The sequence below is a fragment of the Caballeronia sp. LZ035 genome (assembly GCF_031451175.1).
Classification (GTDB): domain Bacteria; phylum Pseudomonadota; class Gammaproteobacteria; order Burkholderiales; family Burkholderiaceae; genus Caballeronia.
This window is the reverse complement of record NZ_JARUXS010000002.1, coordinates 849,315-874,368: the sequence shown is the minus strand read 5'-3', so window position 1 is coordinate 874,368 and position 25,054 is coordinate 849,315. Positions and strand designations below refer to the sequence as shown.

22 protein-coding genes are annotated in these 25,054 nt (G+C 64.2%); 10 read left to right on the top strand and 12 right to left on the bottom strand.

Features of this window, described 5'->3' with window-relative positions; all coding sequences use genetic code 11:
• Window positions 1–74: 74 nt before the first annotated feature.
• Window positions 75–1,283, bottom strand: coding sequence for an ABC transporter substrate-binding protein (locus QCE88_RS19520; protein ID WP_309905126.1), 1,209 nt, complete (start codon window positions 1,281–1,283; stop codon window positions 75–77).
• Window positions 1,284–1,511: 228 nt separating this feature from the next.
• On the opposite strand from QCE88_RS19520, the gene QCE88_RS19515 reads away from it, so the two are divergent.
• Both QCE88_RS19515 and QCE88_RS19510 read left to right on the top strand, forming a co-directional pair.
• On the top strand, window positions 1,512–2,348 hold the full coding sequence (locus QCE88_RS19515; protein ID WP_309905125.1) for an FCD domain-containing protein: 837 nt from the start codon (window positions 1,512–1,514) through the stop codon (window positions 2,346–2,348).
• A gap of 17 nt (window positions 2,349–2,365) precedes the next feature.
• A complete protein-coding gene (locus QCE88_RS19510; RefSeq protein WP_309905123.1) occupies window positions 2,366–3,088 on the top strand; it encodes a hypothetical protein in 723 nt (240 codons plus the stop codon).
• A gap of 16 nt (window positions 3,089–3,104) precedes the next feature.
• On the opposite strand, the gene QCE88_RS19505 is transcribed toward QCE88_RS19510, so the two are convergent.
• The 4 genes from QCE88_RS19505 to hisD are packed head-to-tail and all read right to left on the bottom strand — an operon-like array spanning window position 3,105 to window position 7,655.
• Complete coding sequence (locus QCE88_RS19505; protein WP_309905121.1) at window positions 3,105–4,115, bottom strand: alcohol dehydrogenase catalytic domain-containing protein; 1,011 nt, start codon at window positions 4,113–4,115, stop codon at window positions 3,105–3,107.
• A 19-nt stretch (window positions 4,116–4,134) separates the two neighbouring features.
• On the bottom strand, window positions 4,135–5,523 hold the full coding sequence (locus QCE88_RS19500; protein ID WP_309905119.1) for an MFS transporter: 1,389 nt from the start codon (window positions 5,521–5,523) through the stop codon (window positions 4,135–4,137).
• A gap of 21 nt (window positions 5,524–5,544) precedes the next feature.
• Window positions 5,545–6,312 carry an SDR family oxidoreductase gene (locus QCE88_RS19495; RefSeq protein ID WP_309905117.1) on the bottom strand — a complete coding sequence of 256 codons (768 nt, stop codon included), beginning with the start codon at window positions 6,310–6,312 and terminating at the stop codon, window positions 5,545–5,547.
• Window positions 6,313–6,341: 29 nt separating this feature from the next.
• On the bottom strand, window positions 6,342–7,655 hold the full coding sequence (hisD, locus tag QCE88_RS19490; protein WP_309905115.1) for a histidinol dehydrogenase: 1,314 nt from the start codon (window positions 7,653–7,655) through the stop codon (window positions 6,342–6,344).
• A gap of 241 nt (window positions 7,656–7,896) precedes the next feature.
• Here hisD and QCE88_RS19485 point away from each other — a divergent pair, with 241 nt between their 5' ends.
• Window positions 7,897–8,952: a LacI family DNA-binding transcriptional regulator gene (locus QCE88_RS19485; protein WP_309905113.1), complete on the top strand. Its 1,056-nt coding sequence runs from the start codon at window positions 7,897–7,899 to the stop codon at window positions 8,950–8,952.
• Between the two features lie 8 nt (window positions 8,953–8,960).
• Here QCE88_RS19485 and QCE88_RS19480 read toward each other — a convergent pair whose 3' ends face one another.
• The 5 genes from QCE88_RS19480 to QCE88_RS19460 form a co-directional block, all read right to left on the bottom strand.
• Window positions 8,961–10,232 (bottom strand): cation:dicarboxylate symporter family transporter, encoded by a 1,272-nt coding sequence (locus QCE88_RS19480; protein ID WP_309905111.1) that lies wholly within the window; start codon window positions 10,230–10,232, stop codon window positions 8,961–8,963.
• 107 nt (window positions 10,233–10,339) lie between these two features.
• Complete coding sequence (locus QCE88_RS19475) at window positions 10,340–11,374, bottom strand: Ldh family oxidoreductase (protein ID WP_309905109.1); 1,035 nt, start codon at window positions 11,372–11,374, stop codon at window positions 10,340–10,342.
• On the bottom strand, window positions 11,371–12,678 hold the full coding sequence (gene dctA, locus QCE88_RS19470) for a C4-dicarboxylate transporter DctA (protein ID WP_409018165.1): 1,308 nt from the start codon (window positions 12,676–12,678) through the stop codon (window positions 11,371–11,373). The genes QCE88_RS19475 and dctA overlap by 4 nt, the downstream gene beginning before the upstream one ends.
• Window positions 12,679–12,829: 151 nt before the next feature.
• The gene (locus QCE88_RS19465; RefSeq protein WP_309840283.1) at window positions 12,830–14,005 is read right to left on the bottom strand and encodes a UxaA family hydrolase; all 1,176 of its coding nucleotides are present in this window, start codon (window positions 14,003–14,005) and stop codon (window positions 12,830–12,832) included.
• A gap of 49 nt (window positions 14,006–14,054) precedes the next feature.
• The gene (locus QCE88_RS19460; protein ID WP_050451961.1) at window positions 14,055–14,324 is read right to left on the bottom strand and encodes a UxaA family hydrolase; all 270 of its coding nucleotides are present in this window, start codon (window positions 14,322–14,324) and stop codon (window positions 14,055–14,057) included.
• Window positions 14,325–14,575: 251 nt separating this feature from the next.
• On the opposite strand from QCE88_RS19460, the gene QCE88_RS19455 reads away from it, so the two are divergent.
• From QCE88_RS19455 to glpK, 3 genes are all read left to right on the top strand, one after another.
• Window positions 14,576–15,331, top strand: a complete 756-nt coding sequence (locus QCE88_RS19455) for a GntR family transcriptional regulator (protein ID WP_309840285.1) — start codon at window positions 14,576–14,578, stop codon at window positions 15,329–15,331.
• A 431-nt stretch (window positions 15,332–15,762) separates the two neighbouring features.
• Window positions 15,763–17,331, top strand: coding sequence for a glycerol-3-phosphate dehydrogenase (gene glpD / locus QCE88_RS19450; protein WP_309905107.1), 1,569 nt, complete (start codon window positions 15,763–15,765; stop codon window positions 17,329–17,331).
• A gap of 40 nt (window positions 17,332–17,371) precedes the next feature.
• On the top strand, window positions 17,372–18,901 hold the full coding sequence (gene glpK, locus QCE88_RS19445) for a glycerol kinase GlpK (protein ID WP_309905105.1): 1,530 nt from the start codon (window positions 17,372–17,374) through the stop codon (window positions 18,899–18,901).
• Window positions 18,902–18,921: 20 nt separating this feature from the next.
• On the opposite strand, the gene QCE88_RS19440 is transcribed toward glpK, so the two are convergent.
• Both QCE88_RS19440 and QCE88_RS19435 read right to left on the bottom strand, forming a co-directional pair.
• The gene (locus tag QCE88_RS19440; RefSeq protein WP_309905103.1) at window positions 18,922–19,566 is read right to left on the bottom strand and encodes a TetR/AcrR family transcriptional regulator; all 645 of its coding nucleotides are present in this window, start codon (window positions 19,564–19,566) and stop codon (window positions 18,922–18,924) included.
• Between the two features lie 170 nt (window positions 19,567–19,736).
• Window positions 19,737–20,624: a LysR family transcriptional regulator gene (locus QCE88_RS19435; protein ID WP_309905101.1), complete on the bottom strand. Its 888-nt coding sequence runs from the start codon at window positions 20,622–20,624 to the stop codon at window positions 19,737–19,739.
• Between the two features lie 109 nt (window positions 20,625–20,733).
• Between QCE88_RS19435 and QCE88_RS19430 the strand changes: the two genes are divergently transcribed.
• From QCE88_RS19430 to QCE88_RS19415, 4 genes are read left to right on the top strand one after another with little or no spacing between them, the layout of a single operon-like run.
• Window positions 20,734–21,627, top strand: a complete 894-nt coding sequence (locus tag QCE88_RS19430) for a CoA ester lyase (RefSeq protein WP_309905100.1) — start codon at window positions 20,734–20,736, stop codon at window positions 21,625–21,627.
• A gap of 14 nt (window positions 21,628–21,641) precedes the next feature.
• Window positions 21,642–22,832 (top strand): CoA transferase, encoded by a 1,191-nt coding sequence (locus QCE88_RS19425; RefSeq protein WP_309905098.1) that lies wholly within the window; start codon window positions 21,642–21,644, stop codon window positions 22,830–22,832.
• A 16-nt stretch (window positions 22,833–22,848) separates the two neighbouring features.
• Window positions 22,849–23,658 carry an amidohydrolase family protein gene (locus QCE88_RS19420; RefSeq protein WP_309905096.1) on the top strand — a complete coding sequence of 270 codons (810 nt, stop codon included), beginning with the start codon at window positions 22,849–22,851 and terminating at the stop codon, window positions 23,656–23,658.
• 28 nt (window positions 23,659–23,686) lie between these two features.
• Window positions 23,687–25,051 (top strand): TIGR00366 family protein, encoded by a 1,365-nt coding sequence (locus tag QCE88_RS19415; protein ID WP_309905094.1) that lies wholly within the window; start codon window positions 23,687–23,689, stop codon window positions 25,049–25,051.
• Window positions 25,052–25,054: the final 3 nt, after the last annotated feature.

The window sequence follows — 25,054 nt, the reverse complement described above, 5'->3', positions numbered from 1 at the left end:
CCTTGCGTCAGAAGAGTGACGGAGCGAATGCGGGCCGCGCCGCATTCGCCTGGAAAACGCCAGCGGGATGCGTGTTACGCGAGCTTGCACTGCGTCTTGTCGAGCGGCAGGAACGACTGGCCGGAGCTGACGATATCCGCGTAATCGTCCTTGTCCTTCATCTTGCCCTTGGCCTTGCCCTTCAGCAGATAGTAGTTCTTCAACACCTGATGGTCGCCCGCGCGGATTTCCTCAGGCCCCGTCAGCCCGGCGTACTTCATGCCTTCGAGCGCCGCGATCACCTTCTTCGGATCCGCGCTGCCCGCCTTCACGATGCCGTCCAGCAGGATCTTCGTGCAGATGTACGAACCGGCGAGACTGTAGTTCGGGTTCGACTTGTAGGCCGCATTCACGCGCTTGACGAGGTCATGATTCAGCGGCGAGTCGATCGCATGCCAGTACTGTGCGCCGAAGTACACGCCTTCGCAGATGTCCGGTCCGAGCGCCTCGAACTGCTCCAGGCCCGATGCCCACGCCATCAGGATCGTGCAGTTGTTCTTCATGCCGAAGCTCACCGCCTGCCGCAGCGTGTCCGACGATTGCGAGCCGAAGTTCAGGATCAGCAGGACATCGGGCTTGGCCGCCACCGCGTTCGTCAGATAGCCGCTGAACTCCTTTTCGTTGAGCGAGTGATAGCTGTTGCCCACATGCTCGATGCCCTTCTCCTTGAAGATGTTCTTCGCAGCGGACAAGAGGCCGTCGCCGAACACGTATTGCGGCGTGATCGTGTACCAGCGCTTGGCGTTGGGCATCGTCTGGATCAGCGGCCGCACGGTCTGCTCGATGGCGCCAAAGGTCGGCACGGACCAGCGGAACGTGGCGCTGTTGCAGTCCTTGCCGGTCAGTTCGTCTGCGCCCGCCGTCGTGATGAAGATGCCGCCGGCCTTCTCGACTTCCTTGCCCATGGCCAGCGCCTCGGACGAGAGAATGCCGCCTGCAAAAAAGTGCGCGTTCTTCTGCTGCGCAATTTCCTGAACGCGCCGCACCGCGGTTGCGGGTTTTCCCTCGGTATCGAGCGTCGTGTAGGCGAGCGACTGGCCGAGCACCTTGCCGTATTGTTCGATGGCGAGCTTCATGCCGAGGTCCGCGTACTTGCCGTTGGCCGCGAAGGGGCCGGACATCGGCACCGGACAGGCAAACTGGAGCGGCGACCCCTGCGCCCACGCGCTTCTTGATACGAGCGCTTCGAACGATCCAGGAATGGCCGACAGCGCGGCCAGCTTCAACATGTTTCGGCGATTCAAAATTGACGCTCCTTGAGAGATGACCTTCGCGACCGCCGCGCTTTTTTTCGTGATACGTTCAGGCATCGGCTGTCTTCATCCTATTTATCATGATAAATAGGATGAAGCTGATGCTAGAAACAATAAATTCGGGTGTCAATAAGGCAATATTCCGGTCTGCGCGAAAGCGCATGCGAACGAAGGTGCCTGAGACAGGTTGAACAGCCGGCGAATCGAGAGGAGCAAGGAATGGTGATGGAGCGTGCGAAGCGCGCCGGCGCGGGAATCGAGTTCGCGCGGCAATCGATCAAGCAGCCCAAGCGCGCGGATCTGGTCGCCGAGGAAATCAAGCGGCTGATCACGGAGAAGGATCTGAAGCCCGGTGACAAGCTGCCGCGCGAAGTCGAGTTGCAGCAACTTTTCACGGTGAGCAAGAGCACCATTCGCGAGGCGCTCAAGTCGCTTGAAGTGCAGGGGCTCATCAAGGTGACGACGGGGCCGTCGGGCGGCGGCACGATCGTCGAAGTGCCGCTCGACCGCACCTTGCAGTTGCTGCAGAACTATCTGTTCTTTAAGGACGTGACCATCGACGACATCTACACCGTGCGTCAGTTGCTCGAACCCGAACTTGCCGCCGGTGCCGTGCCGCATCTCACCGAAGAAGACTTCGCGGCACTCGAAAGCAATATCGCGTGTTGCGACGAACCGTCCTCAGCGCTGGCGGGCAAGGATATCGTCAGGCAGCGTCAGGAAGACGTGAACTTCCACGACATCCTTGCCGCCGCGAATCCCAATCCGTTTCTGCGTTTCAGTTGCGAACTGATCAACGAGATGATCCGCCAGCTGATCGAATACCGGAACGATACGCCGCAGGCCGAACATGAACGCTTCGGGCGCGCCAACGTGAAGATCCATAAAGCGATCACCGAAGCGGCGCGCGCGCGGGACGCCGAGAAAGTGCGCGAGCTGATGGTGATTCACATGACGGAAGCGCCGCGATATGTGAAGCGCATGAAGGGCAAACTGCGCGGACGGCTGATTCTCGATTCCGAAATCCGCAAGCGCATGCGCGCGCGCAGCGAGTGATCCAGGAGCGACATGCCATGCCCGGCGAACTGACCTCCTTCTTCTGGAGCGGCGACACGCTGCGCAGCCGCTCGGTCAGCCGCATCGTGCTGTCAGATACGCTCGACGTGCCCGTGCCTTCGGCGCGCGTGCTCGCGGACTGGCAACGCGAGATCACGTCGCAACTGGACCTCGAAGCCGGCGATGTCGAACCGATGTCGCTTGCACGCACGCAGGCGCGCTGGCCGGATTACCGCCGCTGCGTGCACGCCATGACCGCGTGGACGGAAGCGCTCGGATTGCCCGGCGTGCTGGCTTCGAGCGACGTGGCGCTCATGGCCTGCCGTGGCGCGCGCTATCACCATGACGGCGCGCAATACGGCGGCGCGGCGTTCTGCAATCTGTTCCTGAGCGAGGACAAGGGACTGGATGTGCATTTCCCGCTCACGGGCCAGCGCATTCCATTAGTGCGCGGGACTGCCATGATCTTCGATACGGGGCAGCCGCATGCGGTTATCCCGCGCGATCAAGACCACTTCGACGAGGCAGACTTCGCACCGGATCACGGCCGCGTGCAAGTGTTCCTGACCTGGGAGCTTCCCATCGAAGAGGCACAGGTCGCGCGAGCCTTGAACGTAGTCTTCGATACGGCCCACGCCACTGCCCTGCAACTCGATGAAGAGCAAGTGTGGGTGAACGGTGCACCAGCCAGCTTGTGCCCGAAGACCGGAAGCTGGCGACCGCTTCATTCCACGAAGTGACGCGTCATCGGACAGCCTAAGCCGTCTCGGGAATCAGCAGAATCTTGCTCGACTTCGCGCGACCGGCATGCAGATCCATGAAGGCCTGCGCACCCTCCGCGAGCGGCCGATGTTCGAGCCATGACAAACCGCCGAACGCGCCTTCGTGCAGCGCGCGCACCGTCGCACGCAGATCGGCCATCGTGTAGGTGTAGGTGCCCAGCAAGGTGATCTCCGCGAGCGTCAGTTTGCGCATGTCGATTTCACTCGCCCAATCCTGCAGGCCGATATGCATCATCACGCCGCCCGGCTTGAGCGCCGCGAGCGCACTGTTGCGCGTCGCGCGGGCGCCGACTGCATCGATCACGCAATCGAAGCGATCCGGCGCGGCTTCCTGCTCCAGCGGGTTGTAGGTCGCGCACTTCGCCTCATGTTCCGCCGATGCGCGCCGCGCCGCGTTGGTCTCGGCGACCGTCACCTCACGACACCCATACGAGCGCAGCAGCAACGCGCAGAACAGCCCGATCGCCCCGCCGCCGATGATAAGAACGCGGCATTCCGGAAGCGGACGGTTCAACGCGCGCATGATCAGGTTCACGGCGTGCAGCGCAGTGGCCGCCGGTTCAGTGGCCGCAGCCACGTGCGCCGGCATGCCGGACGGAATGGCGACCAGGCTCGCTGCTGGTATCGACATATATTCGGCGAAGGCGCCCGGACGCGTCATGCCGACCATCGTCCGGTTCGCACACAGGTTGTCCCTGCCCTGCACGCAGTATTCGCATGTGCCGCACGTGATGAGCGGATTGCCGGTCACGCGCATCCCTTCGCTCCAGCCTGCGGCGCGGCTGTGCGCAATAGTGCCGGCGAATTCATGCCCGAGGACGAGACCCGGCAGACGGCGGGGATCGTGTCCGTGGAAGGCATGCATGTCCGAACCGCAGATGCCGACGGCATCGATCTTCAGCACGACCTCGCCTTCTTCCGCGACGGGATCCGGCCGGTCGAGCAACTGCATCTCGTTGGGTTGTGTATAAACGAGTGCTTTCATGATGTGAGTTCCAGTGAAGTTAGCGGGCTTCAGCCAGCGCGCGGGCGCGTACGCGTTCGCATTGCGGCGACTTGCGATGTCGCGCGAGCCACGCGCAGCACACAGCGCTCAGCAGGCCGCCGGCCAGGACGTATGCGCACAAGTACCACGGCTTGCCGGATTGAAGACCGGTGAAGTAAGTTGCGGCCACGGGCGTCAGGCCGCCCGCGAACACGCCGGCGAACTGATAGACGAAGGAGATGCCGCTGTAGCGCACATCGGGTTCGAATGCCTCCGAGAACAGCGACGACATGGTGCCGAACACGGCCGCATGGAACACGCCGAACGGGATGATGATCGCGATCCAGACAGGCCACGCCGAGCCGTTCGCGCCCTGCATCAACATGAACGCGGGATACGCGGACAGCCCCGCCAGCAACGCGCCCATGCCATACACGAGCGGCTGTCCCAGCTTGTCCGAAACCCGGCCCCAGAACGGAATGAAGAAGGTCATCACGGCAGCGCCGAACAGCACACCGAGCAGCGCCGTCGTGCGCGGGAAGTGCAGCGTCTCGGTGAGATAGTGAATCGAGAAGACGCCGAACACGTTGAAGAACACGCCATCGATCACACGCGCGCCCATGCACGCCAGCACCGTGCGGGGATAGCGGCGGAACACGTCGACGATGGGCAAGCTCTCATGCTGGCTCTTCTTCGCCTTGTTGAAGTCGTCGGTCTCGGCGACATGCTTGCGCATATAGAACGTGACGATCACCAGCACGCCGCTCGCGATGAACGCAGAGCGCCAGCCCCACGCGAGGAACTGGGCGTCGTCGAGGGTATAGGACAGCACGGCGACCACACCCGAGGCCAGCACGAGCCCGAGCGACATGCCGATCTGCGGCAGGCTCGCATAGAAGCCTCGCTGCGCCACGGGCGCCGACTCGTAGGTCATCAGCACCGCGCCGCCCCACTCGCCACCCAGACCGATTCCCTGCACGATGCGGCAGGCAAGCAGCAGCAAGGGCGCCGCAATGCCGATCGAGGAATACGTCGGTATCACGCCGATCAACATCGTCGCGCCGCCCATCAGAAGCAGTGTGAGCATGAGCATCTTCTTGCGTCCGAGGCGGTCGCCGAAGTGACCGAAGATCACGCCGCCGACCGGCCTCGCCACGAACCCCAGTGCGAAGGTCGAATACGCGAGCATGGTGGCGACCACGGCATCGGCCTGCGGAAAATACAGCCGGTTCAGCACGACGCCGGCAACCACGCCATAGAGAAAGAAGTCGTACCACTCGATCACGGCGCCCAGCACGCTGGATAGCGTCACGGCCCTGAGATTGTCCGCGCCCGATGCCGCGCGGGCCTGTAGTGCGTCCTGCTCGATGGGCGTCGCCCCTGCACCACGACTGTCCTGTATCAACATGCTTGTCTCCGCCATCGTTGCTCAACGCGCGGTGTATCCGCCGTCGATCATGATTGTCTGACCACTGATATAGGCCGATGCATCGCTCGCGAGGAACACGGCAAGACCGTCCAGATCCTCCATTCGACCATTGCGGCCGAGGCAGGTCTGTTCGGCATGCCTTTGGGCAAGCGCTTCGTCCGCGAACACGGATGCCGTCAGCGCGGTCGGAAAGAATCCCGGGCCGATCGCATTGCAGGTGATGCCATGACGGCCCCACTCCTGTGCGATTGCGCGCGTGAGCTGCACCACGCCGCCCTTGCCGGCGCCATAAGGCGCGCTGTTCGCGAACGCCCGATACGACTGCAACGACGCGATATTGATGATGCGTCCCCAGCCGCGCGCCTTCATCTGCGGGGCGAGTGTCTGGGTGAGAAAGAAGGGCGCGCCCAGATGCAGTGCGAGCTGCGTTTGCCACGTCTCGGGCGTGACCTCCGCGAAGGACTGACGCAGATTCACGCCGGCCGCATTCACGAGAATGTCGATGCGTTCGTGCTGCGCGAGCGCGGCGTGCGCACACTGCACCGCGGCTTCGGGCGAACTCACGTCGGCCACGACGACGCTTGCCGCGATGCCTTGCGCCGCGAGCGTGGCCGCGGCATCGCGCAGCGCGCCTTCACGCCGCGCGGCCAGCAGCACGCGCGCGCCGGCCCGCCCGAGCGCGCTGCCGATCGCGAGGCCGATGCCGGCGCTGCCACCGGTCACCAGCGCCACGCGTCCTTGCAGACTGAACATGCTTGCGAGTTCCATCGTTCGCTCCATTGAATGCCTGCAGAAACTCAGACGCGGACGGCTTCACCCTTCTCGAAGGCCTCGTCCGGAAAGTATTTCTTCAGCCGGTCGTCGGCCGTGCGCGCGTGCGCTTCCATGCCTTCGAGGCGCGAGATGCGCGCGGTCACTTCGCCGATGCGCCGCGACGCCTCGCGCGTCATGCGTTGCCATGTCAGCGTCTTGACGAACTTGTGAACGGACAGCCCGCCCGAGTAGCGCGCCGCGCCCTTGGTCGGCAGGACGTGATTCGGGCCGCTCGTCTTGTCGCCGAACGCGACGGTCGTCTCTTCGCCCAGGAACAGCGAGCCGTAGCAGGTCAGGTTGTCGAGCCACCACGCCAGATCGTCGGCATGTACTTCGAGATGCTCCGACGCATAGCGGTCCGACACCTCCACCACTTCCTCACGGGTGTCGCACACGATCACTTCGCCGTAATCGCGCCACGCGGCGGCGGCGGCGTCGCGAGCGGTCGGCGGCAGGTCGTCGATCAGGCGCGGCACGAGCGCGGTCACTTCAGCAGCCAGTGCCCGCGATGTCGTAAAGAGCCAAGCCGGCGATTCATGGCCGTGTTCTGCCTGTCCCACCAGATCGCTCGCGACAATGGCGGGATCGGCGCTTTCATCAGCGATGACCGCGACTTCCGACGGCCCCGCGAAGACGTCGATGCCCACCTTGCCGAACAAGGTCCGCTTCGCCTCCGCGACGAACTTGTTGCCGGGCCCGACGACCACGTCGGCGGGCTTGCCGGTGAACAGTCCGTAAGCCATCGACGCGATGGCCTGCACGCCGCCCAGGGTCATCACCACGTCCGCGCCCGCTGCCTTGAAACCGTAGAGCACGTAAGGATGAATGCCGCCGCCGCGAAACGGGCTCGAACACGCGATTACGGTCTTCACGCCCGCTGCTTTCGCCGTCGCGACGCCCATGTAAGCCGACGCAATATGCGCATAACGGCCGGCCGGCGCGTAGCAGCCCACCACATTGACGGGAATGACCCGCTGCCCCGCCGTGACGCCCGGATACAGTTCCACCGAGAAATCTTCGATCGAACGGCGTTGCGCGACGGCGAAGTCGTGCACCTGCTTCACCGCGAAGTCGATGTCGTCGCGCACGGCTTGCGGCACGTCCCGCGCACGGCGCTCGATCTCGTCGCGCGGCACGATGATGTCGCCTTCCCAGCGATCCAGCTTACGGGCGTACTCGCGCACGGCCGCTTCGCCGTTCGCCTCGATTTCAGCGAGCATTTCCGTGACCACAAGCTGTGCCGTCCCGGTTTCGGTCTCCGGGGTCTTGGTGGCCTTCTTCAGATAAAACACCGTCATCGCTCTGCTCCTGGATTGAAGTTCTCTCGTTCCGGCCGAAATGCAAGCGCTTGCATTTCGGTCTAAAAAATATGCCGGTCGTATCCGGCGGTGGTTTAAAGAATGCAAAATGCATAATGCAAGCGCTTGCATCTATAATAGAGAAAGGCTGGTTGCAAAGAATCGGTATTGATACCTAGAGGCTGCGCCGGGATACGGATGTGATGCTGGCGTCCTGGCTTGAAGATGCAAGGCATCCTGCATGAACGACACGACTGCATTGAATCAGGAAGACCGGCCCAGGCTCTCGGACGTCGCCGCGCTTGCGGGGGTGTCCACCGCCACCGTATCGCGCGCGCTCTCGAATCCGGACAAGGTCAAAGGCGGCACGCGCGACCGGATCCTGCAGGCCATCGCGCAACTCGGCTATGTGCCGGACGGCGCGGCGCGCGCGCTGGCGTCGGGACGGGCGCGCATGGTGGGCGCCATCGTGCCGACGCTCGACAACGCCATCTTCGCGCGCGCGGTCCAGGGACTGCAAAGCACGCTCGCGAACGCGGGCTATCAGCTGCTGATCTCCGCCCACGAATACAGCCTCGCTTCCGAAACCGAAGCGACGCGCGCACTGCTCGAACGGGCCGTGGACGCGCTCGTTCTCGTCGGGGCCGAACACGCCCATGAAACCTGGGAGATGGTGCGCGCCAGCCGCATTCCCGTGCTTATCACCTGGACCAATGCCGCTGCCGCCAGCGAGATCCTGACCACGACGGCGCCGCTCATCGGTTTCGACAACCGCTTGATCGGCACGCTCGCGGCGGAGCATCTGCTCTCGCTCGGTCATCGCGCGTTCGGCATGATTTCCGGCATGACACGGCAGAACGATCGCGCGCGCCATCGTCTGAACGGCTTTCGCAGCGCGCTCGCGGATGCCGGCGTGCGCCTCCCCGAAGCGAACGTGATCGAACAGCCCTTCGGCTTCGACGGCGGCCGCGCCGGCCTCAAGCATCTGATGCAATTGCGCCCGCGTCCCACCGCCGTGTTCTGCGGCAACGACGTGCTCGCACTCGGCGCGTTGTTCGAAGCGCAGTCGCTTGAAATCGCCGTGCCGGACGCGTTGTCGATCGTCGGTTGCGACAACCTGCCGATTTCCTCGCAGATCACGCCCGGCCTCTCGACGGTCTTGCTGCCCACCTATGAACTCGGCCAGCGCGCGGCGCTCGGCCTGCTCGAATGGCTGAACACAGAGCGCCCTCCCGCTGACGTCTGCCTGCCGATCGAACTCGTCGTGCGCGGCACCAGCGGCCCCGCGCCCGTCTGAGTGCATCTTCAACGCGTCACCGCCTTCGGCGGCATGCCGAGCGTCTCGCGCATGCACACGTCGTCGCGCTGACGCTCCCAGTGCGCAACCGCCACTGTCGCCACCGCATTGCCGATCATGTTGGTCGTCGCGCGGATCTCCGCGATGAAGCGATCAACGCCCAGCACGATCGCCGCGCCTTCTATTGGAATGTGCTTGAACGCGGCGAGCGTCGCAAGTAGGCAGATGAAGCTCGCGCCGGCCACGCCCGCCATGCCGCGCGAGGTCAGCATCGAGATGCCCACCAGCACCGCCTGTTCCGCCACCGAAAGCTGGATGCCGAAGGCCTGCGCAATGAATACTGCGCAGATCACCTGCGCCACGCAGGTGCCGGCGAGATTGAAGGTATAGCCCATCGGCATGACGATGCCGACGACGCCCGTCGGACAGCCCAGCGCCTCGAGCTTCTTCACGAGTTGCGGGAACGCGGCTTCCGATGAAACCGTCGCGATCACCAACAGGATCTCGCCGCGAATGTACTTGAGCAGACGCCAGAGACTCACGTCGCACATCAGGCAGATGCCGCCGAGAATCAGCACGATATAGGCGAGCGTCGCGACATACACCGTGACGAGGAGCATCAGCAGCGAGTTCATCGTGCCGAAGCCGAACTTGCCCACCGCATACGCCATCGCGCCGAACGCGCCGATGGGCGCAAGCCGCATCACGATGCGCACGATGCCGAACAGCGCACTGCCGACGCCTTCGAAGAACTTGTAGGCCGTCTCGCCGGTCTTGCCCGCATGCGACAGGCCGATGGCGAAGAGCGTCGAGAACAGCACGACCTGGAGCATGTCGGCGTTGGCGAATGCCGATACCGCACTGTCCGGAATGATGCCCAGCAGGAAGCCCATGATGCCGCCCGATGCATGCATCGAGTGTTCATAGCCGTTGAGCACGCTCGCGTCGATGGAACTGGGCGTCAGGTTAAGGCCTGCGCCCGGCTGGATCGTATTGACTGCCCAGAGCCCGAACAGCAGCGCGAGGGTCGTCGTGAGTTCGAACAGGATGATCGACTTCCCGCCGATCCGCCCGAGCGCGCCCGCGCCGCCCATCTCCTTCGCGCCGAGCACGATGGTCACAAAGATCAGCGGCGCGGTCACCATCTTCACGAGCTTGATGAACGCCGTGCTCAGCGGCGCCACGCTTTGTCCCGCATGCGGGAAGTAATGGCCGAGCAACGCGCCGGCGACGATTGCGATGAGAACCTGCACGTAAATCTGACGAAAGATCTTGCGCATGCTTGTCTCCGGGGCGTCTTGAAGGCGCCTGTTCGGGTATCGCGGGGGAAGGTGTTCGTGCGGTGTGTTGCCTTTTACTGATAAGAATTTTTTATGCGGAACGGATATCAGAGCGCGTCGGCGTTATCGTTCGCCAGTGCGCTGAGTTGCTCGAACAGCTTGCGGTTCAGCACGATGCCCGAGTGTTCGCTGGCGGCCGCAATGTCGTGCCGCCGATAACCCGGCAGGCGCACGTCGTCATCCGCGAGCATCAGTTCGATCAGCGTTTCGATGCGCGCCTGATAGACCTGCGAACCCGCCAGCGCATCCGGATCGAGCAGCCAGAACAGATGGCCGACGCCCGAACGCGGACCCTCTTCCGTCAGGAACGAACCTGCCTCCGAACCGAACTGCGCGCCCGACAACGCCGCCGCAAGCAGTTCCACCATCAGGGCCAGCACGGCGCCCTTCGCGCCGCCGAAGGGCAGCATCATGCCGCCGAGCGCGGCGTGCGCGTCGGTGGTCGGCGCGCCATCGGCGGTGGTCGCCCAGCCTTCCGGAATGGGCTTGCCATCGCGGGCCGCGACCATGATCTTGCCGCGCGCCACGTGCGACAGCGAAAGGTCGATCATCAACGGCTCAGCCTGCGCGCGTGGAAACACGGCGGCGATCGGATTGGTGCCAAGCAGCGCGCGCTTGCCGCCCCACACGGGCATCGAACCCGGCGCGTTGCTGAACGCGAGACCCACGAGTCCCGCTTGCCCCACCGCTTCGAGGTGATACGCTCCCGCGCCGAAGTGATGACTGCGCGTGACGCTCGCCGCCGCCGTGCCGAAGGTGCGGGCGCGTTCGATGGCGGTCGCGATGGCAAGCGAGCAGGCGTCGAAGGCGAGGCCATCGGCGGCATCGACGAGAAACGCCGCGCCCCGGTCGCGCACGATAGCGGGTACCGCAGCCGCATCCACGCGGCCGTTGCGCAGTTGTGCGAGGTACATCGGCAGGCGCGCGACGCCGTGTGACGAGAGGCCGCGCGCGTCGGCATAGACGAGCGCCTTTGCCGTGGCTTCCGCGGTCGATGCGGTAGCGCCCGCCGCCAGCAACGCGCGGCGTGCCAGTGCGTGCAAGGTGGCGGGAGCGAGCGTGATGTCTTCTGATGCGGTCATTTCTGCAGATCCTGCGCGGGTTCGATCAACATGCGCGTGTCCTCCTGGAGGGCCGCGCGCGGGTCCGCGAGTATCGCACGCGCGGTTTCGACATCGAACACGCCTTCCCAGCGTGCGACCACCAGCGTCGCCACCGCATTGCCGATCATGTTGACGAGCGCGCGAATCTCGTTGAGCACGCGATCGATCCCGATGATCAACGTAATGCCCGCCACCGGAATGATGTTGTGCGAGGACAGCGTGGCCGTCAGCGCGACCAGTGCCGCACCCGCCACGCCCGCGCCGCCCTTCGACGTCAGCAGCAGGATCGCGAGCAGGCCGAGCTGCTGCATCAGCGAGAGATGCGTGTTGGTGGCCTGCGCGATGAACAGCGACGTCATCGTCAGATAGATGGCCGCGCCGTCGAGGTTGAACGAATAGCCCGTGGGCAGCACGAGACCCACCACCGACTTCGGACAGCCGAGCCGTTCGAGCTTCTCCATCAGTCGCGGCAGGACGGACTCCGTCGTGGACGTGCCCAGCACGATCAGCAATTCCTCGCGCAAATAGCGCAGCAGCGGCCACAGGCTCACGCCCGCCCAGCGGCATGCAGTGCCGAGCACGAGCACGACGAACAGGATGCTCGTCACGTAGAAGCACAGGATCAGCAAGCCAAGCTGCTGCAAGGTGCCGATGCCGTACTTGCCCACCGTAAACGCAATCGCGCCGAACGCGCCGAGTGGCGCCAGACGCATGATCATCTCGACGATGCGCATCAACGCATCGCCCAGTTGCTCGATAGCCTGCGACAGGAACTTGCTGCGCTCGGCCATCAGCGAAAGCGCGACGCCGAACAACACCGAGAACAGCAGCACCTGCAACAGATCGCCGCGCGCAAATGCGCCGACCACCGAGTTCGGCACGAGCTCTTCCAGCAGGCTCCTGTGCTCGGCGCTATGCACCTCGGTGACGAAGTGCGAGACCGCGCCGGGATCGAGCGTCTTCGGATCGATGTCGAGACCCGCGCCCGGATGCACCACATTCGCGACCACCAGGCCGATGACGAGTGCGATGGTCGTCACCACTTCGAAGTACAGGATGGTCTTGAAGCCGACGCGTCCCACCTGCTTCAGGCTCTCCATGCGCGCGATGCCCACGGACACGGTGCAGAAGATCAGCAGCGTGATGAGCATCTTGATGAGGCGGATGAAGGTGTCGCCGAGCGGCTTGAACTGCACGCCGACTGCCGGCGCGAAATAGCCGACGAGAATGCCGGCTGCCAGGCCGATCAGGACCTGGACATAGAGATGCTTGAGCACGCGCAAGATGGTGTCTCCTCCACTTGCTGCCAGATGACTTGCGATGCGCGCCGCCGCGGTCCGGGCCGTTTCTGTGACGGCTTGCCGGACCGCTGCGTGCATCGGGCGGGGACTTCTGTATGCCTCTGCAATCCTTGCTTCTGGAACTACCGTTGCGTCATGCGCTTTCGAACAGACGCGTCAGCACGAACTCGCGATGACCGAGCGTTTCCGCAGCGGTCCAGCGGCCGTTCGCGGTGGCGAGCATGCATTCGAGCAGCTTGTCGCCGGTCTGGTCGAGGTTCTGCTCGCGCTGCAGGATCCCTGAAACATCCACGTCGATGTGCTCGCCCATCGTGCGCACCGTGCGCGGGTTCGCGCAGATCTTGATGACCGGCACGATGGCGTTGCCGATCACATTGCCTTGCCCCGTCGGGAAGAAGTGCACCGCGAAGCCCGATGCCGCGCACAACGTCACCATCTCCGCCGCCGCCGACGATGAATCCATGAACCACAGGCCCGAGTGCGTCGGCTCTTCGGCCTTGTCGAGCACGCCGTCCACCATGCACTTCTTGCCGATCTTCTGGATGTTGCCGAGCGCCTTTTCCTCGATCGTCGTCAGGCCGCCTGCGATGTTGCCCTTGGTCGGCTGCGACTCGGAAAGGTCGTCGGTCTTCCAGCGGTTGATCATGTCCTGATAGCGGTCGAACATGAACTGGAAGCGCTCGCGCACGCCATCATTTGCACAGCGCGCCGCAACGATCTGCTCGCCGCCCGTGAGCTCGGAAGTCTCGCCGAACACGAGCGTATTGCCGAGGCCATAGAGCTTGTCGAATGCATTGCCGACCGTGGGATTCGCGCCGCAGCCTGACGTGGTATCCGATTCGCCGCACTTGGTGGAGACCCAAAGTTCGCTGATCGGGCATTCCTCGCGTTCGAGCGCGGTTGCGTACTGAACCATTTCCTTCGCGGCCTTCGAGGCACGCATGATGGTGTCGTGATCGCCGTGCAGTTCGATGCCGAAGCCCATCACCGGCTTGCCCGACTTGGCGATGCCGTCCACGACGCGCTTGGTCCAGCCTTCCTCGATGCCGATCACGATCACCGCCGCGACATTCGGATTGGAGCCCGCGCCGATCAGCGTACGGAAGTGCAGGTCCAGGTCCGCGCCGAACTGAAGGCGGCCATAGGGATGCGGAATGGCCATGGTGCCCTTGATGGCCGACTCGACCGCTTGCGCTGCCGCATTGGACAGGTCGTCCACGGGCAGGATGATGACGTGGTTGCGCACGCCGACACGGCCGTTGTCCCGGCGATAGCCGCGGAAGATGGTATCCAGTTGAATCGCGCTCATGGTGTCTCTCTCTCGATGTGGGGTGAAGGAAGCGATGCCGCGCGAATGCTTACCAGCGCTTCGTCTTGATGTTGTGTACGTGCGCGTGCTCGCCCGCCGTGATGGGCGCGACCACCTTGCCGATATCCACGCCGTACTTGAACACCGTGTCGCCCACTTTCATGTCCTTCAGCGCGACCTTGTGACCGATGGGAATGTCCTGCTTCGCGGGCACCGTGACGATCTCGTCCTCGTCCATGATCCACGCGTTCAGCTGCGATCCGGCCTTGATGCCTTCGACCACCGCGACGCCCACCGTGTCCTTGGCTTCATGCAGCACGATGTGGATGGTCCTGCGCTCACCCGCTTCCGCCTTCGCTGCACTGCTTGCTCCCGCTGCTGCGTGACTCATGTGCTCCTCCTGTTGGTGATGTTCCGATGGCCTGCCCGGGATGCCCCGCGCCGTTCGTTGAGATGCATGTTAGGCGTCGATATCATCCATGTCAACTATGTCATCTATATGTGTTACATGTTTCCGGAGACGCGAGTTACAATACGCGGACAGTTCAGGAGAAGGTCGAGGGAGGCGCAATGAGCACGGTCATGGGCATGCCGGTCGGTCCCGGCGGTACGCGATATAAGGAAGTCAAGGAAGCGATGCTGGCCGCGCTCACCGCGCAGGAATGGAAAGGCGGCGAGGTGATTCCATCGGAGAAGAAGCTGGCGGAGCGCTTCGGCGTGTCGATCGGCACCTTGCGCAAGGCTATTGACGAGTTATGCGCCGAGAACATCCTGATCCGGCATCAGGGGCTGGGCACGTTTGTCGCGCAGCATCGGCGTGACCGGCACTTCTTCCGTTACTTCCGCGTGGCACGTCGCGATGGCGACCGCGCCTATCCCGTGGTCACGCTGGTCAACTTCAAGCGCGCGAAGACGCCGCCGGCCGTGGCCGCGCGACTGGGCATCGCAGAGGGAACGCGGCTGTTCGTCTTCACGAACGCGCTCGCGCTGCATGACAAGGTCGTGGTGGTGGACACGGTCATGCTGCCGGAAACCAAATTCCCCGGCCTGACCGAAAGCATGCTGCGCAGCCGTCCGAACACGCTCTACAACTTCTATCAGGATGCGTTCGGCATCAACGTGACCAGCACGGACGAACGCCTGCGGGTCGGGCGCGCGAGCGAGCTGGAAGGCAAGCTGCTTGAACTCGAAACGGGCGCGCCCGTGCTGGAAGTGGAACGCGTGGCCTACTCGATCAACCAGAAGCCGGTCGAGTATCGGATCACGCATATCAACACGGAAGAGTACGAGTATCTGGCGGGTGGGGCGAGGAATGGGGAGAGTTGAAGAAGCACGGCTTTTCCTTCACAACGCAACGCTGACGGCGCCCGTGCACGCAAGCGAACGTGAAGCGCCGAAGGTCATCGGAACCGCTGCCGCAACCGTCTTGTAACCGCCGGCAGCGGTAACCCACGAACGCCTTGCGCACGCCGACGGCATCGCTCGGCGCGGCCGTCGCGCGACGCTCGCTGCCGGCGCCTTCCCGTCATACCTAAGAACAATTTCGAAAACGGAACGTTCACTTCCGAAAATTTTACGCGAGTAGGCGTGACGCACGCTTACTCTTCTGTCGCGCCTTTTCCATCTCTTTTTTGCGAAACTCGCCACGCAGCCAGCCGCTTTACTTTTCCCTCGATGTTCGATAAATTTTCGCAAACGAACATTCCGGTTTGTTTGCCTGCATTCGTGCCGGACACTTCCTGGGAAACAAAGAAACCATGCAAGGCTTGATCTACGACCTGCTCGTGGCGGGCGGCGGCATCAACGGAGTGGGGATCGCACGCGACGCCGCTGGACGCGGGCTCTCGGTCATGCTGGTCGAACAGGACGATCTGGCGTCGCACACGTCGTCGTCGAGCACGAAGCTCATTCACGGCGGTCTGCGCTACCTCGAATATCGCGAGTTCGGCCTGGTGCGCAAGGCTTTGCAGGAGCGCGAAACCTTGCTGCGCTCGGCGCCGCACATCATCTCGCCGCTGCGCTTCGTCATGCCGCACATGCCGGAACTGCGCCCGGCCTGGCTGATCCGCGCCGGACTGTTTCTCTACGATCATCTGGCAAAACGCGAACTGCTGCAGGGGTCGAGCGGCATCGACATGCGCCGCCACCCCGCCGGGGGGCCGCTGGTCGACAGCATCGAGCGCGGCTTCATCTACTCCGACGGCTGGGTCGATGATGCCCGTCTTGTCGTACTGAATGCCCTCGATGCACGCGAGCGCGGCGCGACCGTGCTGACGCGAACGCGGCTCGTCAGTGCGTCGCGGCAGGAAGACCTGTGGCACGCACGCATTGGCAGCGGCAACGGTCCGCTGACAACCGTGCGGGCGCGTGCGATCGTCAACGCGGCGGGTCCGTGGGTCGGCGAGCTTCTGCGCGACGGCATCCACACCCTCGAGAAGCCGCAGCATCGCGTGCGACTGGTGAAGGGAAGTCATATCGTGGTGCGCCGTCTCTTCTCTCACGATGACGCGTATATCTTCCAGAACCCGGACAAGCGCATCATCTTCGCGATTCCCTATGAGCGCGACTTCACGCTGATCGGCACGACGGACCTCGAGTTTCATGGCGATCCGGCGCGCGTGTCGATCGACGCGGAGGAAGTGCGCTATCTGTGCGACTCCATCAACCGCTATTTCAAGCAGAAGATCTCGCCGGCGGATGTCGCCTGGAGTTACTCGGGCGTGCGCCCGCTGCTGGAGGACGAGCACGCGCAGAACGCTTCCGCCGTGACGCGCGACTATCGGCTCGAAACCGATCATCCCGACGGCGAGGCGCCGTTGCTCTCGGTCTTCGGCGGCAAGATCACGACGTATCGGAAGCTGGCGGAAGAGGCCGTGGACACGCTGTGCGGCGCGCTTCGGCACGACCGCCGAACCTGGACCGCCGGTGTGCCGCTGCCGGGCGGCGACCTGCCTCATGCGGACCTTCACGCGTTCATCGCGGCGCTTCGGTCGCGTCATCCATGGCTGCCGGAGTCGCAGGCGCGTCGTTACGCGCATGCCTACGGTACGCGCGCGGACACGCTCATCGGCGCGGCGCGCAGTCTCGACGATCTCGGGCCGTCACTCGCACCGGGCCTTGGTCTTCACGAAGCCGAATTGCGCTATCTGCGCGACGTCGAATGGGCCAGGAGCTCCGAAGACGTCCTGTGGCGCCGTTCGAAACTGGGCCTGCACATCGCGGCGGATTCGCGCGATACGGTCGCCGCCCGCATCGACGACTGGTTCGCCCAACAGGACCCGGCGGCGACTGGCGTGGCGGGGCCGTCGCCGGAACATGCGGCCTAGAACGCACGCGTGGCTCAAGAACAATATTCGGAGACAAACGATGAAACAGCGCTTCATCCTGAGCCTCGATCAGGGCACCACCAGTTCGCGCGCGATGCTGTTCGACGCCCAAGGAAGGCTCGTATCATCGGCGCAAAAGGAGTTCACGCAGATCTATCCGCGACCCGGCTGGGTGGAACACGACCCGTGGGAACTCTGGTCGACCCAGTCGGGCGTCGCTGCCGAGGCACTGTTGCGAGGCGGCGCGGAGGCCGGCGATATCGAGGCAATCGGCATCACCAACCAGCGCGAGACGACCATCGTGTGGGATCGGGAGACTGGCAAGCCCATCCATAACGCGATCGTGTGGCAGGACCGCCGCACCGCCGACCTGTGCGACACGCTCAAGGCGGACGGCTTGTCGGGCATGGTGCGCGCGAAGACCGGCTTGCCCATCGACGCGTATTTCGCCGCGACCAAGATCCGCTGGATCCTGGACAACGTCGAGGGCGCGCGCGAGCAGGCGGCGCGCGGCAAGCTCGCGTTCGGCACGGTGGACAGCTGGCTCATCTGGAATTTCACAAAGGGTGCGCTGCATGTCACCGACATCACCAACGCGTCCCGCACGATGCTCTACAACATCCACACGTTCGAGTGGGACAGCGAACTGCTCGACGCCTTCGACATCCCGCGCAACATGCTTCCCGACGTGCGCGCGTCATCGGAATGCGTGGGCCGCACCGCAACCGGCGTGCTGACCGCCGAAGTGCCGCTGGCCGGCATCGCGGGCGACCAGCACGCCGCACTGTTCGGCCAGATGTGTACACGCCCTGGCATGGCGAAGAACACTTACGGCACAGGCTGCTTCCTGATGATGAACACCGGGACACAGCCGATCGAATCGAAGAACAGTCTCGTCACGACCATTGCATGGAAGCTCGGCGACGAGGTTCATTACGCGCTCGAAGGCAGCATCTTCATTGCGGGCGCGGTGGTGCAGTGGCTGCGCGACGGCCTGGGCATCATCCGCAGCGCAGCCGAAGTCGAGGCGCTCGCGCGCAGCGTTCCGGATTCCGATGGCGTCTTCTTCGTGCCGGCTTTCGCAGGACTGGGCGCGCCGCACTGGAGCGCCCGCGCACGCGGCACGCTGTTCGGCGCGACGCGCGGCACGACCTCGGCGCATATCGCGCGCGCGGCGCTGGATTCGATTGCGTATCAATCGGCGGATGTGCTCAAGGCCATGGAAGCCGACTCCGGCATTCATATCGATGAATTGCGCGTCGACGGCGGCGCCTGCGCGAACAACCTGCTGATGCAGTTCCAGTCCGACGTGCTCGGCATCGATGCAGTGCGTCCGCGCATCATCGAAACGACCGCGCTCGGCGCGGCCTGTCTGGCGGGACTGGCGGTGGGATTCTGGCCTGATGTTGAAACGGTGCGGAAGCAGTGGCAGCCCGACCGGCGCTTCAACCCGTCGATGCCGTCCGCACGCGTGGCGGCCAACCTGAAGGACTGGCGGCGCGCGGTGGCTGCCGCCAAGGCCTGGGGCGATGACATCGCGTCGCCTGACGCAACACGTCAGATGGCGTGACGTCGTCGCCCCGGCTGAGCTTACTGCGCCGTCTTGTGTGACGTGAGATAGGCCAGCAGCATGTCGGTATGCATCGCGGCGATGGCTTCGTAACGCGGCTGCTCGCTATAGTTGCGCCCGGTGAACGCACTGATCGAGAAGCGGTTCGACACGACGTAATACCCCATGCCCACGACCGTAATGTAGAAGTCGAGAGGATCGACGCCTGGCCGGAACTCGCCCGACGCCATGCCGCGTTCGAGGATCTCGCGCATGATGTCGATAACCGGCGAGATGGTTTCGCGCAAGGTGCTCGAACGCTCCAGGTATCGTCCCTCATGCAGGTTTTCGTTATTGATGAGACTCAGCCATTGGGGATTTTCACGCAGATGATCCCAGATGGATTCGGCCAGCTTGCGCACGGCCTCGGACGGCGGCAGACCGGTCAGATCAAGACTGACTTCACGCTCTCCGAAGCGCCCGTACATTGTTTCGAGAACCGAAACGTACAAGCCTTCCTTGCTCGCAAAATAGTAATAGAGCATGCGCTCATTGGTTTCGGCCGCGGTGGCGATGGCGTCGACCCGTGCGCCGGCCAGGCCAAACCGGGTGAACTGCTCGGTGGCCGCCTCCAGAATGCGCCGCCGTGTTCCCTCCGGGTCTCGCTTTATTTTTGGTTCGCTCATGATAGCGCTCGCTCAGTTATCAATCCGGAAACGGATTATCTGCATTATGCCGCGCATCATTCGATAGTTAGTCAAAGTATGCATGCGGATTGTTGCTGCCTTGACGTCGCCATGCGGAATCGTTCTCGCACGGCGAACTTGTTCGCTCTTGTCTGCCTTGATTGCCTCGCTCAACCCTGCGCGATACTCGCCGCGACCGCCTCGTCCGCGCAGCGCAGCAAGCCCTGGATCAGCCGCGCGCGCGGCGACGAACGTTGCCACACCATGCCGAAGCGGCGCGGTTCCACTTGCATCGGCAAGGCAAGCCGCGCAATGGACAGCGCAGCCGTCATCGGTGAGACGATATCCGGCACGAGCGAGACGCCCAGGCCGCGATCGACCATCATCGCGATGGCCATCAGCGAGTTCAGTTCGAACAGTTCGCGCGGCACGATGCGTGCAGCGCGCAGATAGTTGTCGGCCTGCTTGCCGCCGCCGAGCGTTCGGTCATAACGGACGAACGGCTCGCGCCGCAGCAATTCATGCGGATCGTCCCGAGCCAGCCGTCCGGGCGCCAGCACGACGAGCGGTTCCTCACGCAGCAAATGCCAGTCATAGGCCTTCGGCAACGCGAACGACGGATGCAGACAAATGGCGACATCGAGATCGCCGCGTTGCAGCGTGTCGTACAGCTCCATCGAGGTGCCCGCGCGAATCAGCACCTTGGCGCGCGGAAAGGCACGGGCGAAGTTGGCGAGCACGTCGGGCAGCAGGCTCAGCAGCGCCGTCGTGATGGTGCCGATTCGCAGCTCACCGGTCGGCTCACCTTCCAGCGCGTGCGCCTTGAGGTCCGCGATATCGGCGACCAGGCCGCGCGCCCGCTCGATCACGCGATGCCCCGCCTCGGTCGGAATCACCGTGCGGCCTGAGCGCACGAACAGCGTGATGCCAAGCTCGCGTTCGAGCGACGCCATTTGCTGTGCAATCGCCGCCGGCGTCACGCCGACGCGCCGCGCCGCTTCCGCCATCGAGCCGGTATCGACGACGAGCAGCAAATTGGAAAGAAAGGCTGACTCCATTGCGTAGATTTGCTTTTGTTTGAAGATAGACGCGGATAGTTTATCTAAAACCTGAGGCTGCGTAGACTGTCTGATAAAGCAAATACAGTTCAGAACAGTTGGGAGACACATGAGAAGCAAGCTCTTCGTGCCGGCATCGCGCCCGGAACTCTTTGCCAAGGCGCTCGCCAGCGCCGCCGACGCCCTCTCGTTCGACCTCGAAGACAGTGTGGCGCCCGAGCGCAAGCCGCAGGCGCGCGCGGATTTACGCGTACTGCTCGAAAGCAGCGACGCCCTGGCAAGCGACAAGACATTGATCGTGCGCGTCAACGCGCTGTCCACGCCGCATTTCGCCGCCGACATCGACGCGGTCGCGCGCAACGGCGTCTCCCTCGTCAACCTGCCGAAGCCCGAACATCCCGACGACGTACTGGCCGCCGCCGCCGCGCTGGAAGCGGCCGAACGCGCCCATGGCGTGAGCGCGCCGATCGGCCTGCTGCTCAACGTCGAGTCGCCGCGCGCATTGCGCCACGCCGCCGAACTGGCCGGCGCGCATCCGCGCGTCGCGGGCCTGCAACTCGGGCTCGGCGATCTGTTCGAGCCGCTCGGCATTGCGCGGCGCGAGAACGCGGCCATCGAACAGGCGATGTTCGCGCTGCGCATCGCGGCGGGAGAAGCGAATGTCTTCGCCTATGACAGCGCGTTCGCCAACATCAAGGACGCGGACGGTTTCCGCGCAGAGGCGCAACTGGCACGCGCGTTCGGCTTCATCGGCAAGAGCTGCATTCATCCGAGCCAGATTGCGATTGCGAACGACGTCTTCCGTCCTTCCGACGAAGACATCGCGCACGCGGTACGCGTGGTCGTGGCCGCGCGCGAAGCCGATGCGAAAGGTGTCGGCGCGTATGTCGTCGATGGCCGGATGATCGATCCGCCGTTCGTCGAACGCGCACGCGTGCTGGTCAGCGACGCCGCGCGGCTCGGCCTGCTCTCCGACGAGCAGCGCACCATTGCCGGAATTTGAAAGGAGAAGGTTTCATGGAACAGAACACTGGGCGCGGCGGACCGCTCTCCGGCGTGCGCGTGCTCGATCTGAGCGCCTACATCGCCGGTCCCTATGGCTGCACGCTGTTGGCGGACCAGGGCGCCGAAGTCATCAAGATCGAGCCGCCCACGGGCGACAACCTGCGCAAGTATCCGTCGACGCTCGAAGCAGAAAGCCGCGCGTTTCTCGGCGTGAACCGCGGCAAGCGCGGCCTCGCGCTCGACCTGAAGCAGCCGGAAGCGCTCGATGTATTGCTCGCACTCGTGAAGCAGGCCGACGTGCTCGTGCATAACTTCCGTCCGAGCGTGCCGGCGCGGCTCGGCATTGCCTACGAGCAACTGCGGGAAGTGAATCCGCGACTCGTCTATTGCGCGGTGACGGGCTATGGCGAAACCGGTCCGAACAAGGACAAGGCGGGCTACGACCAGGTCCTGCAGACGATGACCGGCATGTGTACGCTGCAAGGCCCGGCCGATGGCCCGCCTGAGGTGCTGTACGGCTCGGTGGTGGATTACTATGCGGCGGCGCTGGTGGCGTCGAGCGTGGCGTCGGCGCTGTTCGCGCGCGAGAAGAGCGGCGCAGGACAGTATGTGGGCGTGTCGCTGCTGCGCAGTGCGCTGACGATGCAGTCCGCGCGTCTCATCTGGGCCGATGGCGAGCCGAAGGACGTGGGCCGCGACATGCGTTCGGGCGGCATCACGGGCATTCATCCGACGCGCCAAGGGTATCTCTATCTCTCCGCGAACACGCCGCATTTCTGGAAGTCGCTGTGCGAGCTGACCGGCCTCGACGCGCTCGCCGCCGACGAACGTTACGACAGCGTGCGCAAGCGCGCGATCCATCGCGACGAGATCGTGCCGCAGCTGCATGCGGCGCTCGCGCAACGCAGCGCGCTCGAATGGGAAGCGCGTTTCGGTGACGCCGTGCCCTGCGCCGCCGCACGCAGCGTGGAAGACATGTTCGACGATCCCCAGGTGCTCGCAGAAGAGATGGTCACGCATTTCGAGCATCCGGGTCTCGGCGGTTATCGCGGCTTCCGGCATCCGGTGCGCTTCGGCGCGACGCCGCTGCCCGAGCCGTTCGCCGCGCCCGCCTTCGGCCAGCACAGCGATGCGCTGCTGCGCGAAGCCGGCCTGAACGAAGCGGACATCGAAGCACTGCGTGCGAAGCGCGCCGTGCTCTGAACGGAGACCTGCCGCGATGAAATGCGATTCCCACATTCACATCTATGACCGCGCGTTCCTGAAGCAGCCGGACGCGCACGGCTTCGTCGCCGATGCCGATGTCGCCGCGTACCGCAAGGTGCAGGCGCGCATCGGCACGGAGCGGGTCGTGATCGTGACGCCGCGCGTGTACGGCACCGACAACGCCGTGACCGTGGATGCCATCCGCCAGCTCGGCATCGAGCATGCGCGCGGCATCGCCGTGCTGCATCCGGACGTGACCGACGCCGAACTCCATGCGCTCGACCAGGGCGGCATACGCGGCATTCGCTTCACGCTCTATACGGCTGCGAACGCGGCAGTCGGCTTCGAGATGGTCGAGCCGCTTGCGCGGCGCGTCGCCGAACTTGGCTGGCACGTGCAGTTGCACTGGACCGCCGAACAGATCGTCCAACATGAAGCGCTGTTGCGCTACCTGCCCGCGACGATGGTGTTCGATCATCGCGCGCGTCTGCCGCTCACTGACGGCGTGCGCCACGCGGCCTTCGACATCGTGCGCGATCTCGCCGATGCGGGCCGCGCCTGGATCAAGCTGTCCGGTCCTTATCTGGATTCGGCGGCGGGACTGGAGCAGCGCTACGCCGACATCACGCCGATGGCGCGCGCCTGGGTCGATGCCTTGCCCGAGCGTCTCGTATGGGGCAGCGACTGGCCGCACGTGACCGAGACGCACAAGCCCGACGACGCCATGTTGCTCGACTTGCTCGGCGAATGGGCCGAGGACGAGAGCACCCGGGAACGCATTCTCGAAACCAACCCCGCCGTGTTGTACGGCTTCGCGATCTAAAAAGAACAAGACTCACAGGAGACACCGCATGAAATCCACCGCCGCGCCGACGCCCGTGCGCAAGACCCGCTTCACCGAAGCCACCATCCGGCTGTTCGAGCGCACCATTCCCGATCCGTTCGTGCTCGCGATCCTCATCACCGCGATCGTCGCGGTGCTCTCGCTGATCTTCGCGCCGCATGCGTCCGTGCCGGGGATGATCGGCGGCTGGTACAAGGGCTTCTTCGGCATCTTCACGTTCGCGTTCCAGATCACGCTCGTGCTCGTCACAGGCCATGCGTTCGCGCACGCGCCGCCCGTGCAGCGCCTGTTCAAGGCGCTCGTGTCGGTCGCGCGCACGCCCGCGCAGGCCGCCACGCTGACCTTCGTGCTGGTGGCCGTGACCTCGTTCTTCAACTGGGGCATGGGGCTGGTCGTCGCGGCGCTGCTCGCACGCGAAGTGGCCAAGCGCCTGCGCGTGGACTTCGCGTGGATCGTCGCGGCCGGCTTCTCCGGCTGGGTCGTGTGGGCCAGCGGCATTTCGAGTTCCATTGCGCTGGCGCAATCGACGCCGGGCAGCGCGATGAACGTCGTGCAGAAGCTGACGGGCGCGGTGCTGCCGTTCGGCGAGACTGTGTTCACGCGCTTCAACCTCGTGCCGACGCTCGTGATGCTCGTCGTCATGCCCTTCGTGCTCGCGTGGCTCAAGCCGCGCGACGAAGACGCCGTCGTGCTCGACACCGACAAGCATCCCGACGCCCCGGTGCGCAAGCGCCCCGAAGGCAAGCTGAGCGTCGCGCAAGCCATCGAGCATTCGTGGCTCGGCAGTGCGTTCATCGGCGCGATGGGCATTGCGCTGATCGTGCTGGCGCAGGTCCAGCACATTCCGTTCTCGGGCGTGAATGCGGTGATCTTCGTGATGTTCATCGGCGGCGTGATCTTTCATGGCTATCCGCTCGCCTATGCCGATGCCATCAAAAACGCCGCGAAGCAGACCGGCTCGATGATGCTTCAATATCCGCTGTACGGCGGCATCATGGGCATGATGGACGCCACCGGCCTGCCCGACGTGATCTCGCACTTCTTCATCACGATCTCGAACGCGCACACGCTGCCGTTCTGGAGCTACATCTGCTCGCTGATCGTCACCTTCTTCATTCCGAGCGGCGGCGGTCACTGGGCCGTGCAGGGACCGTTCGTGGTGCCCGCGGCCGTCGCGCTGCATGCATCCGTGCCGGCAACGACGATGGCCGTCGCGATGGGCGAACAGGTCTCGAACATGTTGCAGCCGTTCTGGGCCGCGCCGGTGGTCGCGATGGCGGGCGTCGGCGTGCAGCGCGTGCTCGGCTTCACCGTGATGACCTTTGCCGTGGGCTTCATCGTGTATGGTGCGGCCTTGCTCATTTTCATCTGACCC

Excerpts from the sequence above, each read along its gene's own strand:
- QCE88_RS19465 (WP_309840283.1), bottom strand. The coding sequence starts at position 14,005 with ATGAGCGCGATTCAACTGGATACCATCTTCCGCGGCTATCGCCGGGAC.
- hisD (WP_309905115.1), bottom strand. The coding sequence starts at position 7,655 with ATGACGGTGTTTTATCTGAAGAAGGCCACCAAGACCCCGGAGACCGAA.
- QCE88_RS19495 (WP_309905117.1), bottom strand. The coding sequence starts at position 6,312 with ATGGAACTCGCAAGCATGTTCAGTCTGCAAGGACGCGTGGCGCTGGTG.
- QCE88_RS19480 (WP_309905111.1), bottom strand. The coding sequence starts at position 10,232 with ATGCGCAAGATCTTTCGTCAGATTTACGTGCAGGTTCTCATCGCAATC.
- QCE88_RS19430 (WP_309905100.1), top strand. The coding sequence starts at position 20,734 with ATGAGAAGCAAGCTCTTCGTGCCGGCATCGCGCCCGGAACTCTTTGCC.
- QCE88_RS19510 (WP_309905123.1), top strand. The coding sequence starts at position 2,366 with ATGCCCGGCGAACTGACCTCCTTCTTCTGGAGCGGCGACACGCTGCGC.
- QCE88_RS19505 (WP_309905121.1), bottom strand. The coding sequence starts at position 4,115 with ATGAAAGCACTCGTTTATACACAACCCAACGAGATGCAGTTGCTCGAC.
- QCE88_RS19455 (WP_309840285.1), top strand. The coding sequence starts at position 14,576 with ATGAGCACGGTCATGGGCATGCCGGTCGGTCCCGGCGGTACGCGATAT.
- QCE88_RS19515 (WP_309905125.1), top strand. The coding sequence starts at position 1,512 with ATGGTGATGGAGCGTGCGAAGCGCGCCGGCGCGGGAATCGAGTTCGCG.
- QCE88_RS19475 (WP_309905109.1), bottom strand. The coding sequence starts at position 11,374 with ATGACCGCATCAGAAGACATCACGCTCGCTCCCGCCACCTTGCACGCA.
- QCE88_RS19420 (WP_309905096.1), top strand. The coding sequence starts at position 22,849 with ATGAAATGCGATTCCCACATTCACATCTATGACCGCGCGTTCCTGAAG.
- glpD (WP_309905107.1), top strand. The coding sequence starts at position 15,763 with ATGCAAGGCTTGATCTACGACCTGCTCGTGGCGGGCGGCGGCATCAAC.
- QCE88_RS19440 (WP_309905103.1), bottom strand. The coding sequence starts at position 19,566 with ATGAGCGAACCAAAAATAAAGCGAGACCCGGAGGGAACACGGCGGCGC.
- QCE88_RS19425 (WP_309905098.1), top strand. The coding sequence starts at position 21,642 with ATGGAACAGAACACTGGGCGCGGCGGACCGCTCTCCGGCGTGCGCGTG.
- QCE88_RS19500 (WP_309905119.1), bottom strand. The coding sequence starts at position 5,523 with ATGTTGATACAGGACAGTCGTGGTGCAGGGGCGACGCCCATCGAGCAG.
- glpK (WP_309905105.1), top strand. The coding sequence starts at position 17,372 with ATGAAACAGCGCTTCATCCTGAGCCTCGATCAGGGCACCACCAGTTCG.
- QCE88_RS19435 (WP_309905101.1), bottom strand. The coding sequence starts at position 20,624 with ATGGAGTCAGCCTTTCTTTCCAATTTGCTGCTCGTCGTCGATACCGGC.
- QCE88_RS19485 (WP_309905113.1), top strand. The coding sequence starts at position 7,897 with ATGAACGACACGACTGCATTGAATCAGGAAGACCGGCCCAGGCTCTCG.
- QCE88_RS19415 (WP_309905094.1), top strand. The coding sequence starts at position 23,687 with ATGAAATCCACCGCCGCGCCGACGCCCGTGCGCAAGACCCGCTTCACC.